Source organism: Paraburkholderia oxyphila NBRC 105797, from assembly GCF_000685075.1.
In the GTDB taxonomy this organism is placed as follows: Bacteria; Pseudomonadota; Gammaproteobacteria; order Burkholderiales; family Burkholderiaceae; genus Paraburkholderia; species Paraburkholderia oxyphila.
In genome coordinates this window covers 1-17,538 of sequence record NZ_BAYD01000123.1, presented here as the reverse complement: position 1 = coordinate 17,538, position 17,538 = coordinate 1, and the positions used below count along the sequence as shown (strand labels likewise).

Here is a 17,538-nt window from a genome sequence, read left to right as displayed (position 1 = left end):
CTATGGCCAAAGACGATGTAATCCAGATGCAGGGTGAGGTCATCGAAAACCTCCCCAACGCGACCTTCCGGGTGAAGCTGGAAAACGGCCATGTCGTTCTGGGGCATATTTCCGGAAAAATGCGGATGCACTACATCCGCATTCTCCCGGGCGACAAGGTGACGGTTGAGTTGACGCCTTACGATCTGTCGCGTGCGCGGATCGTGTTCCGGGCGAAGTGATTTAGAAAAAGGGTAATATCATGAAAGTGATGGCATCGGTAAAGCGCATTTGCCGCAACTGCAAAATCATCAAGCGCAACGGCGTCGTTCGCGTGATCTGCAGCTCGGACCCGCGCCACAAGCAGCGTCAAGGCTGATTAGCGCGCTTGCGCTTTTTGTTTGAGGAAAAACAATGGCTCGTATTGCAGGGGTTAACATCCCGAACCACCAGCACACTGAAATCGGCCTGACGGCAATTTTCGGTGTTGGCCGCACGCGTTCGCGCAACATCTGCGTTGCCGCGGGTGTGCCGTTTGACAAGAAGGTCAAGGACCTGAACGACGCGGATCTCGAAAAGCTGCGTGAGGAAGTGGGCAAGTTTCTCGTCGAAGGCGATCTGCGCCGTGAAGTGACGATGAACATCAAGCGCCTGATGGACCTCGGCTGCTACCGCGGCGTGCGCCATCGCAAGGGCCTGCCCCTGCGTGGCCAGCGTACGCGTACCAACGCACGTACGCGCAAGGGTCCGCGCCGCGCAGCACAGTCGCTGAAGAAGTAAGCGGAACTGACAGTTACAGGAAAACGTAATGGCTAAGGCTTCGAACAACTCCGCGGCGCAACGCGTTCGCAAGAAGGTCAAGAAGAACGTCGCCGAGGGCGTGGTTCACGTTCACGCGTCGTTCAACAACACCATCATCACGATCACCGATCGTCAGGGCAACGCACTTGCCTGGGCAACCTCGGGCGGTCAGGGCTTCAAGGGTTCGCGCAAGTCGACCCCCTTCGCAGCTCAGGTCGCAGCCGAGTCGGCTGGCCGTGTCGCGATGGAATACGGCGTCAAGAACCTCGAAGTGCGTATCAAGGGCCCCGGTCCTGGCCGCGAATCGGCGGTGCGCGCGCTGCATGGTCTTGGCATCAAGATCACCGCGATCTCCGACGTGACGCCGGTCCCGCACAACGGCTGCCGTCCGCCGAAGCGCCGCCGCATCTAAGGCGTCGCTTTAGCCGATCGCCTGAGCCGCCGGTTTCGGCGTCCCAGGCTCTCGGCGTTATTGAATTGACTAAGCCCACCGTTCGGTCCAAAGGGCCGGACTAGCGCGAAATCGACTTAGGTCTCGCGTGATCAATTATCGAAGGAAAGCAACGTGGCACGTTATATCGGCCCGAAGGCCAAGCTGTCCCGCCGTGAAGGTACCGACCTCTTCCTGAAGAGCGCACGCCGCTCGCTCGCCGACAAGTGCAAACTCGACAGCAAGCCGGGTCAGCACGGCCGCACCTCGGGCGCCCGCACGTCCGACTACGGCACGCAGCTTCGCGAAAAGCAAAAAGTGAAGCGCATCTACGGCGTGCTCGAGCGTCAGTTCCGCCGCTACTTCGCGGAAGCGGACCGTCGCAAGGGCAACACCGGCGAAAACCTGCTGCAACTGCTCGAGTCGCGTCTCGACAACGTCGTGTACCGCATGGGCTTCGCATCGACCCGCGCTGAAGCGCGTCAGCTCGTGAGCCACAAGGCTCTCACGCTGAACGGCGTCGTTGCAAACGTCCCGTCGATGCAAGTGAAGGCAGGCGACATCGTTGCGATTCGCGAAAAGGCGAAGAAGCAAGCGCGTATCGTCGAAGCGCTGTCGCTGGCTGAGCAAGGCGGCATGCCGGGTTGGGTCGCGGTCGATGCGAAGAAGTTCGAAGGCACGTTCAAGGGCATGCCGGAGCGCAGCGACATCGCTGGCGACATCAACGAAAGCCTGATCGTCGAATTGTATTCGCGTTAATCGGATTGACGGCCGGGGTAGCCTCTGTGCTTCGCGCAGGAGGTGGCCTCGGCTGTTTTTTTCAGGTTGTTGCCATTCTCAGCCTTATCGGTGTAACGAGCCGAGGGTATTGAAAAGGAAAACCTATGCAAACCAGTTTGTTGAAACCCAAGATCATCGCTGTGGAATCGCTCGGCGAGAACCACGCGAAAGTGGTCATGGAGCCGTTTGAACGCGGTTATGGCCACACCTTGGGTAACGCGCTCCGGCGCGTGCTGCTGTCGTCGATGGTGGGCTACGCGCCGACCGAAGTGACGATCGCAGGCGTCGTGCACGAATACTCGACGCTCGATGGTGTGCAAGAGGACGTGGTCAACCTGCTGCTGAACCTGAAGGGTGTGGTGTTCAAGCTGCATAACCGTGACGAAGTGACGGTTACGCTGCGCAAGGAAGGCGAAGGCGTTGTCACCGCTGGCGACATCGAGCTCTCGCACGACTGCGAAGTCATCAACCCGGAACACGTGGTTGCGCATCTGACGAAGGGCGGCAAGCTCGACGTGCAGATCAAGATCGAGAAGGGCCGCGGCTACGTGCCGGGCAACGTGCGCCGCTACGGCGACGAGTCGGCCAAGATCATCGGCCGCATCGTGCTGGACGCGTCGTTCTCGCCGGTTCGCCGCGTGAGCTACGCCGTCGAAAGCGCGCGTGTCGAACAGCGTACCGACCTCGACAAGCTCGTGATGAACATCGAAACCAACGGCGTGATCTCGCCTGAGGAAGCGATCCGCCAGTCGGCGCGCATCCTCGTGGATCAGCTGTCGGTGTTCGCCGCTCTGGAAGGCACGGAAACGGCTGCGGAAGCACCGTCGCGCGCACCGCAGATCGATCCGATCCTGCTGCGTCCGGTGGACGATCTCGAACTCACGGTTCGCTCGGCGAACTGCCTGAAGGCCGAGAACATCTACTACATCGGCGACCTCATCCAGCGCACCGAGAACGAGCTGCTCAAGACCCCGAACCTGGGTCGCAAGTCGCTCAACGAGATCAAGGAAGTGCTCGCTTCGCGCGGTCTCACGCTCGGCATGAAGCTCGAAAACTGGCCGCCGGCTGGTCTCGACAAGTAAGTCATGTGGCACGGACGCGGATTTTCCTTTAGAATCCGCGTCTTGCCTTTTTCACGTACCGGCCCGTGCTCTGGTAGCTGCAGAGCGATAGAAGAGCTGGACCAAAACTTTGTTTCAAGGAAATTGAAATGCGTCACCGTCATGGTCTGCGGAAACTGAACCGCACGAGCAGCCACCGTCTGGCAATGCTCCGTAACATGTCCAACTCGCTGATCGAGCACGAAGTCATCAAGACGACGCTGCCGAAGGCGAAGGAACTCCGCAAGGTTGTCGAGCCCCTCATTACGCTGGGCAAGAAGCCGTCGCTCGCAAACCGTCGTCTGGCGTTCAACCGCCTGCGCGATCGTGACTCGGTCACGAAGCTGTTCGACGTGCTCGGTCCGCGTTTCGCGAACCGTCCGGGCGGCTACCTGCGTATCCTGAAGTTCGGTTTCCGTGTGGGCGACAACGCGCCGATGGCACTGGTCGAACTGCTCGACCGTCCGGAAGTCGCGGAAGAGAACGTCCAGGAAGCGGAATAAGCTTTCAGTCGCTCGATCCCAGATTGAGCGGCGCGCAAAAAAGCCAGGCCTAGCCTGGCTTTTTTGTTTTTGGCTGCGGATTAAATTGGCCTGTGCGTGCGTTTGCTGTCTGTCACCGCTACGCACACCGATGGCGCATGAACGAAGCCAATCGATGCCGGTGGTACGATAACGTTCTGCCTCAGGCGCCCCTGGCTCTCGCGCCGCGGGTGCGGGGCGCCATGCCGGAGTTCGTCGTGACCCTCAATGTGACCCTGATGCTGACCACGGTGCCCGACGAGGACGCCGCCGAGAAGCTGTCGTCGACTGCGCTCGAGGCGCGCCTCGCGGCCTGCGTGACGCGCCTTGGGCCGGTCCACTCGCAGTACCACTGGCAGGGCAGGATCGAGTCCGGCGACGAGATCCAGCTGCTTTTCAAGACGAGCCTCGCGCGCGCGGCCGAGCTCGAACAGTTCATCCAGACCCAGCATCCTTATGAGACGCCCGAGATCCTCTCGTGGCAGGTCACGGCGTCGAACGCCTACGGCCAATGGGTCAATGCCGAGACACAGCGCCCCATTCATGTCTAACCGCTTCGATCGGCGCTTGCGCACCGCGCCGTACACCTCATTTCTGGCTTTCCTCGCATTCGTAGGCTGCCTGTTGCCGCTGCTGTTCGGTGCGCCGTCCGCCCGTGCCGACGACGACTTCCTGCCGCCCGACCAGGCCTTCACGTTCAGCGCGAGCGAAGAGCCCGGCATGGTCGACGTTCATTTCAAGATCGCCGATGGCTATTACATGTATCGCGAGCGCTTTGCATTCGCGACGCGCAATGGCACGGCCACGCTCGGCGACGCGCAGATCCCGCCCGGCCACGTGAAATTCGATCCGACGTTCAACAAGAACGTCGAAACCTACCGCAAAGAGCTGACGATCCGCGTGCCGGTGAAGCAGGCCAGCGGCGCGTTCGACCTTGCGGTGACCTCGCAGGGATGCGCCGACGCGGGCATCTGCTATCCGCCGGCGGTGCATGTCTACCACGTGAGCGGCGCGGCGCTGCAGGCCGCCGTGGGCGGGCAGAGCGCGGTGCCGGCCGCAGGCGGCAACGGCGCGCAGACCGCTTCGGTCGCGCCTTCGGCAGCGGCGGATGACGCGCAGCAGCCGTGGTACGAACGCGCGACGAGCGCGGACTATGCGCAGTCGCTGCTGCAAGGCGGCGGTTTCTTTGCCGTGGTCGGCCTGTATTTTCTCGCGGGGATCGTGCTGAGCCTGCTGCCCTGTTCGTATCCGATGATTCCGATCCTGTCGGCCATCATCGTGGGCGAGGGCGCACAGGTCACGCGCGCGCGCGGCTTCTCGCTGTCGTTCGTCTACGTGCTCGGCATGGCGCTCGTCTACACGGTGCTCGGGATTGCTGCCGCGCTGGTCGGGCAGAGTCTCGGCGCGTGGCTGCAGAACCCGTGGGTGCTCGGTGCGTTCGCCGTGCTGCTTACCGCGTTCGCCCTGATGCTGGTCGCCGGCTACGACATCGCGCTGCCACAGCGCTGGCAGGACGGCGCGTCTCGCGCCTCGCAGGGCCGCTCGGGCGGCAAGTTCGTGGCCGTCGGCGTGATGGGCGCGCTGTCCGCACTGGTGGTGGGCGCCTGCATGACGGCGCCGCTCTTCGCCGTGCTCGCCTTCATTGCGCACACGGGCAACGCCGTTCTCGGCGGCGCGGCGCTTTTCGCGATGGGGATCGGGCTTGGCGTGCCGCTCATGATCATCGGGTTCGGCGCCGGGACGCTGCTGCCGCGCGCGGGCACGTGGATGGACGGCGTGAAGGTCTTTTTCGGCGTCGTGCTGCTGGCGGCTGCGCTGTGGATCGTATGGCCCGTGCTGGGGGCGAGCGCGCAAATGCTGCTGGCTGCGCTCTGGCTGCTGCTTGCCGCCGCCGCGCTCGGGCTCTTTACGCCGCATGCGGACGCGTCCAACGTCTGGCGCCGTCTTGGCCGCGGCGTGGGCGCGGCGTTGGCGATCTGGGCCGCGACGCTCATCGTCGGCCTCTCGGCGGGCTCGACCGATCCGCTGCGTCCGCTCGCCGTGCTGGCCGCGCGGGCGGGCGGCGCTGGCAACGGCGCAACGCAGGCCGCTGCTGCCACCGAAGCCGACGCGTTGAGCTTCGCGCCGGTGCGCTCGTCGGCGCAACTCGATGCGGCGCTCAAGGCGGCGGGCAAGCCTTCGATGCTCGACTTCTACGCCGACTGGTGCGTGAGCTGCAAGGAGATGGAGAAGTTCACGTTCAGCGACCCGCGCGTGCAGGCGCGCCTCGCGCAGCTCGGCCTCCTGCGCGCCGACGTGACCGCCAACAGCCCCGACGACCAGGCCCTGCTCAAGCGCTTCGGCCTGTTCGGGCCGCCTGGCATCATCTTCTTCGATGCGAGCGGCCAGGAAGTGCTGCGCGTGGTGGGTTACGAGAACGCGGACAAATTCCTCGCCCGGCTCGACCGCGTGGCAACGCAAGCGCCGTCGCAGGCACCGTCGGCATCGGCGGCTCCGGCGCGCGCCACGCTTTCGATCCTCACCGGGAAATCATAAGTACGCCGCACGGTCGCGCACGCTACGTCGCGCAGCGCGCTGCGCAAACAAAAAAGGCACGTCATCGCGACGTGCCTTTTTTCGCATGGGCCTTGCGCGAAGCGCTGCGCCGCTTGCGCTGCTTACTTCTGCGCGCGCAACAGTCGGGCGGCGTCGAGCGCGAAGTACGTGAGGATGCCGTCCGCGCCCGCGCGCTTGAACGCGAGCAGCGACTCCATCATGACCTTGTCGTGATCGAGCCAGCCGTTTTGCGCGGCCGCCTTGAGCATCGCGTATTCGCCGCTCACCTGGTACACGTAGGTCGGGAAGCGGAACTCGTCCTTCACGCGGCGCACGATGTCCAGGTACGGCATGCCGGGCTTGACCATCACCATGTCGGCGCCTTCCTCGATGTCGAGGCGCACTTCGCGCAGCGCCTCATCCGAGTTCGACGGGTCCATCTGGTAGGTCATCTTGTTGCCCTTGCCCAGATTCGACGCCGAGCCCACGGCGTCGCGGAACGGTCCGTAGAACGCCGAAGCATATTTGGCCGAGTAGGCCATGATCTTCGTGTGGATGTGGTTCTCGCTCTCGAGCATCTCGCGGATCGCGCCGATGCGGCCGTCCATCATGTCCGACGGCGCGACGATGTCGACGCCCGCTTCGGCCTGCGTGCGCGCCTGCGCGACGAGGATCTCGACCGTCTCATCGTTGATGACGTAGCCGTTCTCGTCGATCACGCCGTCCTGGCCGTGGCTCGTGTACGGGTCGAGCGCGACGTCGCACAGCACGCCCAGGTCGGGGAAGCGCTTCTTGAGCTCGCGCACGGCGCGCGGAATCGTGCCGTCGGGGTTGGTCGCCTCGATGCCGTCGGGCGTCTTCAGCGCCGGATCGACGGCGGGGAACAGCGAGAGCACCGGAATGCCGAGCTCGACGCACTGCTCGGCGACGCCCATCAGCAGATCGATCGAGACGCGCTCGACGCCGGGCATCGACGGCACGGCTTCGCGCACGTTGTTGCCCGCGACGACGAACACGGGATAGATCAGGTCATTGGTGGTGAGGAGGTTTTCGCGCATCAGGCGGCGCGAGAAGTCGTCGCGGCGCATGCGGCGCGGACGATGATGCGGATAGAAGCTCATGTCGGGAGATTATCTTGAAACAGAGCGCGTCCAGGCGCGCAGGAAACTTTTCAGGACAATGGTATATCATACCGATCGAGCGAGGCGCCTGGCGCCAGACTCCCCGCTTCTCCTCCCTGAGCGGGTGCCTGTCGTTTTTCGATAAGGCTGTTTAACCCGCCGGCATTTACGGCGGGTTTTTTTATGTGCGGCCGAAATGTGCCATGCGCACCCGCCAGGGGGCGCAAATGACGTCGCGCGTCCCGATATGTGGGCTTGGGCACATAGCCGTGCAGAAGTTGCGGGAGAGGAACGGGCGGCGCAGGCCGCAAATGGACCGCTTGGGCGACGTGATCGCCCGATTCGCGGCGCGGCGCGGCGCCTGCGGCAGGCGCGGGCGCGCCGGGTTTCGTCTTACTTGGTGGGCGCGGCGGCTTCAGCGGCGTCCGCTTTGGCCTCGGGCACGATCCAGCTTTCGATGACCTCGTGCGCTTCGTCGAGCCCCACCCGCTTGAGCGCCGAAAAGAGCTGTGCGCTCAGCTTCCCCTCGTAGCCCTCTTTGCGGTATTCGTCGAAGGCCTTGTTCGTCGTGCGCAGCGCCAGGACGCTTTCTTGACGCGTCAATTTGTCGCATTTCGTGAGGAGCGCGTGGATCGGCTTTCCGGTCGATGCGAACCACTCGATCATGCGTCGATCCAGCTCGGTGAGCGGACGGCGCGCGTCCATCATCAGCACGAGGCCGGCGAGCTGCGCACGCGTTTGCAGATACACCGAGAGCAGGTGTTCCCAGTGAGCCTTCGCGGCTTCCGGCACTTCGGCATAGCCGTAGCCCGGCAAGTCGACCAGATAGCCTGCGGGATCGTCGGCGTTGCCCACCGAGAAATAGTTGATGTGCTGCGTGCGGCCCGGCGTCTTCGATGCGAAGGCGAGGCGCTTCTGGTTGCACAGCAGGTTGATCGCCGTGGATTTGCCTGCGTTCGAGCGCCCGGCGAACGCGACTTCGGGCCGCGCGGTGGCAGGCAGGTCGCGCAAATGGTTCACTGTCGTGAAGAAACGGGCTTGATGCAGCAGGAAGGCCATCGGTAGGACCACATTGTGAAATAAGCGAGGCGGCGGGTCCGCCAGGCCCCGGGATGCCGGGAAGGATTGGGAGATATCGGGGAGAGGCCCGACTGGCGCCGTGGCGCCTTGCGCGCTATTGTACAATGCGATGGTTTACTGAATACCGGCGAGGCCAGCGCGGGGCTTTCGAGGTAGACGGTCGCTGTCGTATTTGCAGAACCTGATTCCCACAAGACGAAACAAGGTGCGCGAATGAATCGACTGGGCAAGTCCTTCAAGTTACTCCAATTTGCGATAGTTGCGACAACGGCAGGTCTTGCAGCAGGTGTATCGATGATGGCGACGGCAGCCGAGCCGGCCCCGGCCAAGCCCGATCTCGCCCGTGGACAGGCCATTGCGGGGCAAGTCTGCGCCGCCTGTCATGGCGCCGACGGCAATAGCAGCGGTGGCGCCTACCCCAAGCTGGCCGGCCAGCACGCCGAATATCTCGTCAAGCAGCTCAAGGATTTCAAGCCACAGCCCGGTGGCAAGCCCCCTACGCGTAATAATCCCATTATGGTTGGCTTTGCCAGCGCGCTTTCCGATCAGGATATGATCAACGTCGCGGCCTGGTTCGAGTCACAGACGCCCAAGCCCGGCTTTGCGCACGACGCGAAGACCGTGCCGTTCGGCCAGAAGATCTGGCGCGGCGGCATTGCCGATCGAGGCGTGCCCGCGTGCGCCGCGTGTCACGGGCCGACGGGGCAGGGCATCCCGATCCAGTACCCGCGTCTTTCGGGCCAATGGTCGGAATATATCGTCGCGCAGCTCCAGGCGTTCCAGCAGGGCACGCGTAACAACAACGAGCCGATGCACGAAATCGCGCACCGTCTCTCGGACGACGAAATCAAGGCTGTCGCCGACTACGCGGCCGGTTTGCATTGAAGCCCAACTAGCGTCGGGCAGTCGAAGAACAAGAAAAGGGTGTGGGCGCCGCGTCGATGCGGCGGTCCTGCACCCTTTTTTGCTGTAGTGCGCAGCTGAAAAGTGCAATGAGAAGCGGAGTTTGAATGAGCGTCACCACGCAGGGTTTGCAGTTGAATATCCGCCAGAGAGCGGTCAGAAGCGCCGTCGAGCTGCTTAGTTCGATGCGCTTTGCCATCGCGCTGCTCGTGGTGCTGTCCATTGCGAGCATCATCGGCACGGTGCTCACGCAGGACGACCCGTACCCGAACTACGTCAATCAGTTCGGCCCGTTCTGGGCCGACATCTTCCGTTCGCTGAGCCTCTACACGGTCTACAGCGCCTGGTGGTTCATGACCATCCTCGGCTTTCTCGTGGTGTCGATCTCGCTATGCGTGATCCGCAACGGCCCGAAGATGATCGCGGACGCGAAGAGCTGGAAGGACAAGGTTCGCGAAGGCAGCCTGCGTGCGTTCCACCACAAGGGTGAGTTCGCGCTCGAAGGCGCCACGCGCGCCCAGACGGCCGCCACGCTCGGCAAGCTCGCGCAGCGCCTCGGCTACAAGTTCGTCACCCGCGAGAGCGAGGGCGCCACGCTCATCGCCGCCAAGCGCGGCGCGCTCACGAAGATCGGCTACATCTTCGCGCACCTCGCCATCGTGGTGATCTGTCTCGGCGGCCTGCTCGACAGCAATCTTCCGATCAAATTCCAGATGTGGCTCTTCGACAAGACGCCCATCCAGAGCAACGCCGTCATCAACGACATTGCGCCCGAGCATCGCCTCTCGACCTCGAACCCGACTTTCCGCGGCTACGCGTGGGTGCCCGAGGGCCAGTATGTTTCGACGGCCATCCTGAACCAGCCCAACGGCTCGCTCATCCAGGACCTGCCGTTCTCGATCCAGCTCAACAAGTTCATCGTCGATTACTACTCGACCGGCATGCCCAAGCTGTTCGCGAGCGACATCGTCGTGATCGATCACAAGACGGGCCAGCGCATTCCGGCGCGCATCGAGGTGAACGAGCCGTTCGAGTATGACGGCGTCTCGATCTATCAATCGAGCTTCCAGGACGGCGGCTCGCAGATGCAGATGACCGCCTGGCCCATGGCCGGAGCGAGCGCGAAGAGCTTCCCGTTCGGCGGCACGATCGGCAATTCGGCGCCGCTGAAGCTGCCCGCGGGCGAGAGCGTGCCGGGCGTGGACGGTCAGACCATCGAATTCGCCGACTTCCGTGCCATCAACGTCGAGAACGTCTCGAACGGCAGCGGCCAGAACGACGTGCGCGGCGTCGCGCATCAGACCCTCAAGGAAGCGTTCGACGAGCGCCTCGGCTCGGGCGCGAAGAGCTCGAAGCCGCTCGACCTGCATAACGTCGGGCCGTCGGTGCAGTACAAGGTGCGCGACAAGGATGGCCAGGCGCGCGAGTACAACAACTACATGCTGCCCGTCGACGTGGGCGGCGCGCGCATCTTCCTCGCGGGCATGCGCGAGAACCCCGACGAGCCGTTCCGCTACCTGCGCATCCCCGCCGATAGCGGCGGCACGATGAAGGAGTGGATGCTGCTGCGCGCCGCATTCGAGGACCCGGCGCTGCGCGCGCAGGCCGCGCACCAATTTGCCCAGCGCTCGGTCCCCGATTCAAACCGCGAGTTGCAGCAGCATCTGGAAGACAGCGCGCTGCGCGTCCTGACCCTTTTCGCGGGCGCCGATCCCTCGATGCAAGGCGCGCCGGGTATGAGCAAAGCCGCGCAGGCGGCCGGCTTCCAGTCGGTGGCGGCATTCATCGACAAATCCGTGCCCAAGGATCAGCAGGAGAAAGCCGCGGGGCTGCTGTTGCGCATGCTCGAAGGTGCGACCTGGGACCTCTGGCAGCTCGCGCGCACACAGGCCGGCGAGCCCGTGCTCACGCCCGATGCGCAGTCGGCGCGCTTCGTGCAGGACTCGATCAACGCGGTATCGGACAGCTTCCTGTATGGATCGCCTGTCTATCTACAGCTTGATTCATTCAAGCAGGTGCAAGCTTCGGTATTTCAGTTGACACGCGCACCGGGCAAGAAAGTCGTGTATCTTGGCAGCCTGTTGCTCGTGCTTGGGATCTTCTCGATGTTCTACGTGCGCGAGCGACGTCTGTGGTTCTGGCTGAAGGACCGGAGCGAGGCCAGCGGCAAGGGCGTCGACGTCATCATGGCGATGTCGACCGCGCGCCGCACCCTCGACTTCGAGAAAGAGTTTGCCCGTACCCGCGAAGCGGTCTCCCGTGCCTTGGGCGCGAAACCGGAGACCCGCGCAGGCGACGGCGGGACGGACCGTACCCCTTGATCCACGCGCCATTCGAATGATTGACGCGATCCACGGAAACTCACGATCGACACCGGTAAGCCCATGGACTTGACTCAGGTTACTTCTTCCGCGCAAACGAGCCGCGCCGACCGCGCGGCTACCGCCGCGGCGCGCGACGCAGCGCTCGCGCATGATCCCCACGCAGAGGCCTTCTTCGACGAACGCCCCTTCCTGCGCCGTCTCACGGCGCTCGACTGGGTGTTCGCGCTGGCACTGGTCGTGGGCGCGGGCTTCGCGCTCTCGCGCTATCACGCGCACATGAACTATTACGACAAGCTGGTGCTCTGCGGCACGGTGCCGGCGCTCGTCGTGCTGGGCTGGCGCTGGAAGCCGGCGCGCCTCTTGATGGCGGCCATCGCCGTGCTGTCGATCGGCGCGATCCAGATCTATCAGGGCGACCTCGCGCGCGCCGATCAGGCGTTCTTCCTCAAGTACTTCCTCTCGAGCCAGTCGGCCATCCTCTGGATGAGCGCGCTCTTCGTGCTCGCGACGTTCTTCTACTGGGTCGGCCTGCTCTCGCGCTCGCCCTCGGGCGGGGCGATCGGCTCGAAGCTCACGTGGGCGGCGGTGCTGATGGGTTTCGTCGGCCTGATGGTGCGCTGGTACGAGTCCTATTTGATTGGCGCGGACGTCGGCCATATTCCCATCTCGAACCTCTACGAAGTGTTCGTGCTGTTCAGCCTGATCACGGCGCTCTTCTATCTGTATTACGAAAAGCACTACAACACGCGCTCGCTCGGCGCCTTCGTGCTTCTCGTGATCAGCGCGGCTGTGGGCTTCCTGATGTGGTACTCGATCTCGCGCGACGCGCAGCAGATCCAGCCGCTCGTGCCCGCGCTGCAAAGCTGGTGGATGAAGATTCACGTGCCGGCGAACTTCATCGGCTACGGCAGCTTCGCGCTCTCGGCGATGGTGGGCGTGGCCTACATCATGAAGGAGCGCGGCGTGCTGGCGGACCGCCTGCCCGCGCTCGACGTGCTCGACGACGTCATGTACAAGTCGATCGCCGTCGGCTTCGCGTTCTTCACGATCGCCACGATTCTTGGCGCGCTGTGGGCCGCGCAGGCCTGGGGCGGCTACTGGAGCTGGGACCCGAAGGAAACGTGGGCGCTGATCGTGTGGCTCAACTACGCGGCGTGGCTGCACATGCGCCTCATGAAGGGGCTGCGCGGCGGCGTGGCTGCCTGGTGGGCGCTCACGGGTCTGCTCGTCACGACCTTCGCCTTCCTCGGCGTGAACATGTTCCTCTCGGGCCTGCATAGCTACGGCAAGCTGTAACGCCCGGTAATGGCGTGCTGTGTAACCGCAGCCGCCCGCGCAACGAACTAACCGCTGGATGCCTCGCGCTCCGGCGGTTTTTTATTTGCCGGGCGGGAAGGATTGTGGATGGCGCGTGTTTGCCCGGTAGTGGTGGGCCCAGAACGGCGCGCGGGCGCGGCGGGTCCAATCCTTAATGGATCGCCGGGACAGGAGCAACAACATGTGGATCAAGCGCAGCAGCAGGATCATCCTCAACGGCGACGACATCGCCGCGAGCGAGATCACGCCGCAAAAGGTGTACGAACAGCGCCGCCGGATCATGAAGGCGGCCGGCGCGCTCGCGCTCGGCGGTGTCACCGGAATGTTTGACGTGCGCAACGCATTCGCGGAATATGCGTCGCCAGACCCGAAGGCCCTCAAGCTCGGCGCGAAGACCAACACGAAGTTCGTCGCGCTCGACAAGGTCACGCCGTACAAGGACATCACGACCTATAACAACTTCTACGAGTTCGGCACCGACAAGGGCGACCCGGCCGAGAACGCGCACACGCTGCGCCCGCGTCCCTGGAAGGTGAGCGTGGAAGGCGAGGTGAAGAACGCGAAGGTCTACGACATCGACGAGATTCTGAAGCTCGCGCCGCTCGAGGAGCGCGTGTACCGGCACCGCTGCGTGGAAGGCTGGTCGATTGTGGTTCCGTGGATCGGCGTGTCGCTTTCCGAGCTGATCCGCCGCGCGCAGCCTACCGGCAACGCGAAATACGTGCAGTTCATCACGCTCGACGACCGCTCGCAAATGCCCGGCCTCGCCGACCCGATCCTCGATTGGCCGTACTCCGAAGGATTGCGCATGGACGAGGCGATGAACCCGCTCACGCTGCTCACCGTCGGCCTCTACGGCCAGGTGCTGCCGAACCAGAACGGCGCGCCGGTGCGCGTGGTGCTGCCGTGGAAATACGGCTTCAAGAGCGCGAAGTCGCTCGTGAAGATCCGCTTCGTGGAGAAGCAGCCGCCGACGAGCTGGAACACCTACGCGCCCAACGAATACGGCTTCTATTCGAACGTCAATCCGAACGTCGATCACCCGCGCTGGAGCCAGGCGACCGAGCGGCGCATCGGCGAGGACGGCTTTTTCACGCCCAAGCGCAAGACGCTCATGTTCAACGGCTATGGTGAGCTGGTGGCGTCGATGTATCAGGGCATGGATCTGCGCAAGAACTTCTGAGAGCGACGCGGCAATGGAGCAACCCATGGAATCTACGACCGTTTCGCCGCGCGCGGTGGCCGGCGGCACGAAGAGCGCGGCGAGCCCTCGCGCGGCGCAGGCGAGGCCGGCAATCAGTGGCCCGCGCTGGCTGCCGTGGGCGAAGGGGGCGGTGTTCGTCGCGGCGTGGTATCCGCTCGCGCGCATCGTGTTGTTCGGCATGACGGACCGGCTCGGCGCCAATCCGATCGAGTTCATTACGCGCTCGACGGGGCTGTGGACGCTCGTGTTCCTCTGCATCACGCTCGCGGTCACACCGCTGCGCCGGATGACCGGCTGGAGCGTGCTGATCCGCTTTCGGCGCATGCTCGGGCTCTACGCCTTCTTTTATGCCGTGCTTCACTTCACGACGTACGTCTGGTTCGACAAATGGTTCGACGTGGCCGCGATGCTCAAGGACGTCGGCAAGCGGCCCTTCATCACGGTGGGCTTCGCGGCCTTCGTGCTGCTGATTCCGCTCGCCATCACCTCGACGCGCGCGATGGCGCGCAAGCTCGGCCGCCGCTGGCAGACGCTGCACCGGCTGGTCTATGCGATCGGCGTGCTGGCGATCCTGCATTTCTGGTGGATGAGGTCTGGCAAGCACGATCTCGTGCTGCCCAAGCTCTATGGCGCGATCATGGTTGCGCTGCTTGGCTGGCGGATCGGCGCGTGGCTGATCGCGCGGCTGAAGGCGCGGACGGCGGTGCGCTCATAGCCGTCCGCACGCGGGGCATCGCGCGGGCAACACAACCCGGCGGACTGAGTTCGGCTAACCACGCGCAGCCAATAAAAAAGCGACGCACGATGGCGTCGCTTTTTTTTCGCATTCAGCACGGGCGCAGCGCCCGGCACCGCTCAATCCGGCAGCAGATGTTCGCCCGCGAACAGTTGCTGCACCGTCTCGCGCTCGCGCGCGACGTGCACGCGCGTGCCGTCGACCATGACTTCGGCCGCGCGCGGGCGCGTGTTGTAGTTCGAGCTCATCACGAAGCCATACGCGCCCGCCGAGCGGATCGCGAGCACGTCGCCGGCCTCGATTGCGAGCGAGCGCTCGCGGCCCAGCCAGTCGCCGCTCTCGCACACGGGGCCGACGATGTCATAGGTGGGCGCGGCGCCTGCGCGCTCGGTGACGGGCTCGATGGCGTGATACGCCTCGTACATGGCCGGGCGCGCGAGGTCGTTCATCGCGGCGTCGACGATCGCGAAGTTCTTCTCCGCGCCGTGCTTCAGGAACTCGACGGTCGTGAGCAGGATGCCCGCATTGCCGACGAGCGAGCGGCCCGGCTCGAAGTACACCTCGCGGGTCTTGCCCGTCTTCGCGCCGTGCGCCTCGATGCGATCGAGCACGGTGCGCACGAATTCGCCGATATCTGGCGGCGTTTCGTCGTCGTAGCGGATGCCGAGGCCGCCGCCCACATCGATGTGGTGAATCTGCACGCCGTCCGACTCGATCTGGTCGACGAGCTCGAGCACCTTGTCGACGGCGTCGAGATAGGGCGCGACTTCGGTGATCTGCGAGCCGATATGGCAATCGATGCCAACGACGTGCAGATGCGGCATGGCCGCCGCCGCGCGGTAGGTCGCGCGCGCCTCGTCGAATGCGACGCCGAACTTGTTCGACTTCAGGCCCGTGGAGATGTACGGATGCGTCTTCGCGTCGACGTCCGGGTTCACGCGCAGCGAGACCGGCGCCTTCTTGCCCAGCTCGCCCGCGACGGCGTTCAGGCGGTCGAGCTCGGGAATCGACTCGACGTTGAAGCACTTCACGCCGGCTTCGAGCGCCATGCGCATTTCGTCGGGGTGCTTGCCCACGCCCGAGAACACCGTGTTCGCCGCCTTGCCGCCCGCTGCGAGCACACGCGCGAGCTCGCCGCCCGAGACGATGTCGAAGCCCGCGCCTTCGCGCGCGAACACGTTGAGCACGGCGAGATTGCTGTTCGCCTTGACCGCCACGTGCACCGTGGCGCGGCGGCCCGCGCAGGCATCCGCGTAGGCGTGCCATGCGGCGGTGAGCGCAGCGCGCGAGTAGACGTAGAGCGGGGTGCCGTACTGTGCGGCGAGATCGGCAGCGGACACGCCTTCGACGAAGAGCGTGCCGTTGTCACGGTGAAAAGCGGGCTGGGTCATGCGAGCGTCTGGTTGAGTCGGTGCGGGTTTCTGCTCAGGCGGCTGCTTACTGAGCCGGGGCTGTAGCGGAAGCAGGTTGCGCGTCGCTGGCGGCCGCGGGCGCGGAATTCAGTTCGGCATCCGGGGACAGCGAAAGCGGCGTGCCCGACGTGTCGGGCAGCTCGCCGGCTCGCACGCCCGAGGCAGGCATGGCGGTTTCGGGCGACGGCTGTGCGTTGTCGTTGGGCTGCGTCTCGAAATTCGGCTTCTGCGGCAGCGGCGGCACGTTGGGCATGTAGAGCGGACCCTTCTGGCCGCAGCCTGCCAACGAAAGCGCGGCGACAGCGCTGACGGCGAAAGCGGCTAGAATCTTGCCGGTCGTCGATACGCGGGGCGTCCGTGCGCGCATCCTGAAATTGACACGCATAATTGTCCCTGAATGATTAACCGGTGGAGTTTAGCATGCCAGATAGTGACTACCTGAGCCGCGCGGAGGCCGTGCTGGCGGCGGTGGAGCGCGCCGTGGACGAGGCCGATGCCGATATCGAACTCGAGCGCAGCGGCAACGTTCTGACGCTCGAATTCGAGAATCGCACGAAGATCATCGTGAACCTGCAACCGCCGATGAGCGAGATCTGGATCGCAGCGAAAGCGGGTGGGTTTCATTACCGGTTCATCGACGGCGAGTGGCGCGACACGCGCACGGGCACCGAGTTCTTTTCGGCGCTCACGGCCTATGCGACCGAGCAAGCGGGCGAGCCGGTCACGTTCAAGCCGTAACACGACGACGGCTGAGGATGGCGCGCGGGCCTGTGCGTCGCGCTGTCGCCAAATGCGAAAACAGCCAGCGAAACTGAACTAAAGTCGGCTGGCTGTTTTCGTTGCGGCAGGAACTGCGCTTGGTCCCGCCGTCACGCCTTACTTACACAAGATGGACACAGTCGCACTCGCCAACGGCGTGTTAAGTCCATCATTAGGGTCCACGCTGGTAGCGACCGTGATATATCCCGATTGTGCTGGCGCGTTGGCGAAGCACGCGAAGTTCGCGGTCGTTGTACTCGTTGGCGTGATAGAGATATTCTTGCTTTCCCAGTAAAACGCCTGAGCCCCCCCGCGTGGAAAATTCCCGATCTGCCCGGAAGCGCTGCAGGTACCGGAAGTGCCGCTGGAGCAACTCAGCGTCACACTACCCGGCGAGGGCACCATTTGGGCTGTGGCCGCGCCGGAAGCCGCAGCAAACGCGCAAGCAACTGCGCTTGCGATCAGAATTCCTCGGAATTTGCCAATCATTTAGATATCCTTATTTTGATGAGCGAGAGGCCATCATAAATAGCTAG

19 protein-coding genes are annotated in these 17,538 nt (G+C 64.0%); 15 read left to right on the top strand and 4 right to left on the bottom strand.

Going from position 1 to position 17,538, the window contains the following annotated elements; all coding sequences use genetic code 11:
- Positions 1-2: 2 nt before the first annotated feature.
- From infA to dsbD, 9 genes are all read left to right on the top strand, one after another.
- The gene (gene infA, locus BO1_RS41565) at positions 3-221 is read left to right on the top strand and encodes a translation initiation factor IF-1 (RefSeq protein WP_004521905.1); all 219 of its coding nucleotides are present in this window, start codon (positions 3-5) and stop codon (positions 219-221) included.
- A 20-nt stretch (positions 222-241) separates the two neighbouring features.
- Positions 242-358, top strand: a complete 117-nt coding sequence (gene rpmJ, locus BO1_RS41560; protein WP_027819338.1) for a 50S ribosomal protein L36 — start codon at positions 242-244, stop codon at positions 356-358.
- A gap of 35 nt (positions 359-393) precedes the next feature.
- Positions 394-759 carry a 30S ribosomal protein S13 gene (gene rpsM / locus BO1_RS41555; RefSeq protein ID WP_028222616.1) on the top strand — a complete coding sequence of 122 codons (366 nt, stop codon included), beginning with the start codon at positions 394-396 and terminating at the stop codon, positions 757-759.
- 28 nt (positions 760-787) lie between these two features.
- Positions 788-1,192 (top strand): 30S ribosomal protein S11, encoded by a 405-nt coding sequence (gene rpsK / locus BO1_RS41550; protein ID WP_006052224.1) that lies wholly within the window; start codon positions 788-790, stop codon positions 1,190-1,192.
- A 153-nt stretch (positions 1,193-1,345) separates the two neighbouring features.
- Entirely contained in the window at positions 1,346-1,969 is a 624-nt protein-coding gene (rpsD, locus tag BO1_RS41545) for a 30S ribosomal protein S4 (protein ID WP_028222615.1), read from the top strand.
- Positions 1,970-2,094: 125 nt separating this feature from the next.
- Positions 2,095-3,072, top strand: a complete 978-nt coding sequence (locus tag BO1_RS41540; protein ID WP_028222614.1) for a DNA-directed RNA polymerase subunit alpha — start codon at positions 2,095-2,097, stop codon at positions 3,070-3,072.
- Between the two features lie 128 nt (positions 3,073-3,200).
- Positions 3,201-3,593, top strand: a complete 393-nt coding sequence (rplQ, locus tag BO1_RS41535; protein WP_027797304.1) for a 50S ribosomal protein L17 — start codon at positions 3,201-3,203, stop codon at positions 3,591-3,593.
- 236 nt (positions 3,594-3,829) lie between these two features.
- Positions 3,830-4,162, top strand: coding sequence for a divalent-cation tolerance protein CutA (gene cutA, locus BO1_RS41530; RefSeq protein WP_028222613.1), 333 nt, complete (start codon positions 3,830-3,832; stop codon positions 4,160-4,162).
- The gene (dsbD, locus tag BO1_RS55010) at positions 4,155-6,146 is read left to right on the top strand and encodes a protein-disulfide reductase DsbD (protein WP_084688707.1); all 1,992 of its coding nucleotides are present in this window, start codon (positions 4,155-4,157) and stop codon (positions 6,144-6,146) included. The genes cutA and dsbD overlap by 8 nt, the downstream gene beginning before the upstream one ends.
- Before the next feature lie 122 nt (positions 6,147-6,268).
- Here the strand turns inward: dsbD and hemB are convergent, their stop codons facing one another.
- A complete protein-coding gene (gene hemB, locus BO1_RS41520; RefSeq protein WP_028222612.1) occupies positions 6,269-7,267 on the bottom strand; it encodes a porphobilinogen synthase in 999 nt (332 codons plus the stop codon).
- 393 nt (positions 7,268-7,660) lie between these two features.
- Positions 7,661-8,326 carry a ribosome biogenesis GTP-binding protein YihA/YsxC gene (gene yihA / locus BO1_RS41515; protein WP_028222611.1) on the bottom strand — a complete coding sequence of 222 codons (666 nt, stop codon included), beginning with the start codon at positions 8,324-8,326 and terminating at the stop codon, positions 7,661-7,663.
- 234 nt (positions 8,327-8,560) lie between these two features.
- Between yihA and BO1_RS41510 the strand changes: the two genes are divergently transcribed.
- The 5 genes from BO1_RS41510 (at position 8,561) to msrQ (ending at position 14,810) form a co-directional block, all read left to right on the top strand.
- Entirely contained in the window at positions 8,561-9,232 is a 672-nt protein-coding gene (locus tag BO1_RS41510; RefSeq protein WP_028222610.1) for a c-type cytochrome, read from the top strand.
- Positions 9,233-9,357: 125 nt separating this feature from the next.
- The gene (locus tag BO1_RS41505) at positions 9,358-11,571 is read left to right on the top strand and encodes a cytochrome c biogenesis protein ResB (protein ID WP_028222609.1); all 2,214 of its coding nucleotides are present in this window, start codon (positions 9,358-9,360) and stop codon (positions 11,569-11,571) included.
- Positions 11,572-11,634: 63 nt separating this feature from the next.
- Positions 11,635-12,870, top strand: coding sequence for a c-type cytochrome biogenesis protein CcsB (gene ccsB, locus BO1_RS41500; protein ID WP_028222608.1), 1,236 nt, complete (start codon positions 11,635-11,637; stop codon positions 12,868-12,870).
- Positions 12,871-13,072: 202 nt separating this feature from the next.
- Positions 13,073-14,074: a protein-methionine-sulfoxide reductase catalytic subunit MsrP gene (msrP, locus tag BO1_RS41495; RefSeq protein ID WP_028222607.1), complete on the top strand. Its 1,002-nt coding sequence runs from the start codon at positions 13,073-13,075 to the stop codon at positions 14,072-14,074.
- 25 nt (positions 14,075-14,099) lie between these two features.
- Positions 14,100-14,810, top strand: coding sequence for a protein-methionine-sulfoxide reductase heme-binding subunit MsrQ (gene msrQ / locus BO1_RS41490; RefSeq protein ID WP_156992701.1), 711 nt, complete (start codon positions 14,100-14,102; stop codon positions 14,808-14,810).
- A 140-nt stretch (positions 14,811-14,950) separates the two neighbouring features.
- Here the strand turns inward: msrQ and lysA are convergent, their stop codons facing one another.
- Both lysA and lptM read right to left on the bottom strand, forming a co-directional pair.
- Complete coding sequence (gene lysA / locus BO1_RS41485) at positions 14,951-16,222, bottom strand: diaminopimelate decarboxylase (RefSeq protein ID WP_028222605.1); 1,272 nt, start codon at positions 16,220-16,222, stop codon at positions 14,951-14,953.
- A gap of 46 nt (positions 16,223-16,268) precedes the next feature.
- The gene (gene lptM / locus BO1_RS41480) at positions 16,269-16,610 is read right to left on the bottom strand and encodes an LPS translocon maturation chaperone LptM (protein WP_245644045.1); all 342 of its coding nucleotides are present in this window, start codon (positions 16,608-16,610) and stop codon (positions 16,269-16,271) included.
- Between the two features lie 53 nt (positions 16,611-16,663).
- On the opposite strand from lptM, the gene cyaY reads away from it, so the two are divergent.
- A complete protein-coding gene (gene cyaY, locus BO1_RS41475) occupies positions 16,664-16,981 on the top strand; it encodes an iron donor protein CyaY (protein ID WP_028222603.1) in 318 nt (105 codons plus the stop codon).
- The last annotated feature ends 557 nt before the right edge of the window (positions 16,982-17,538 follow it).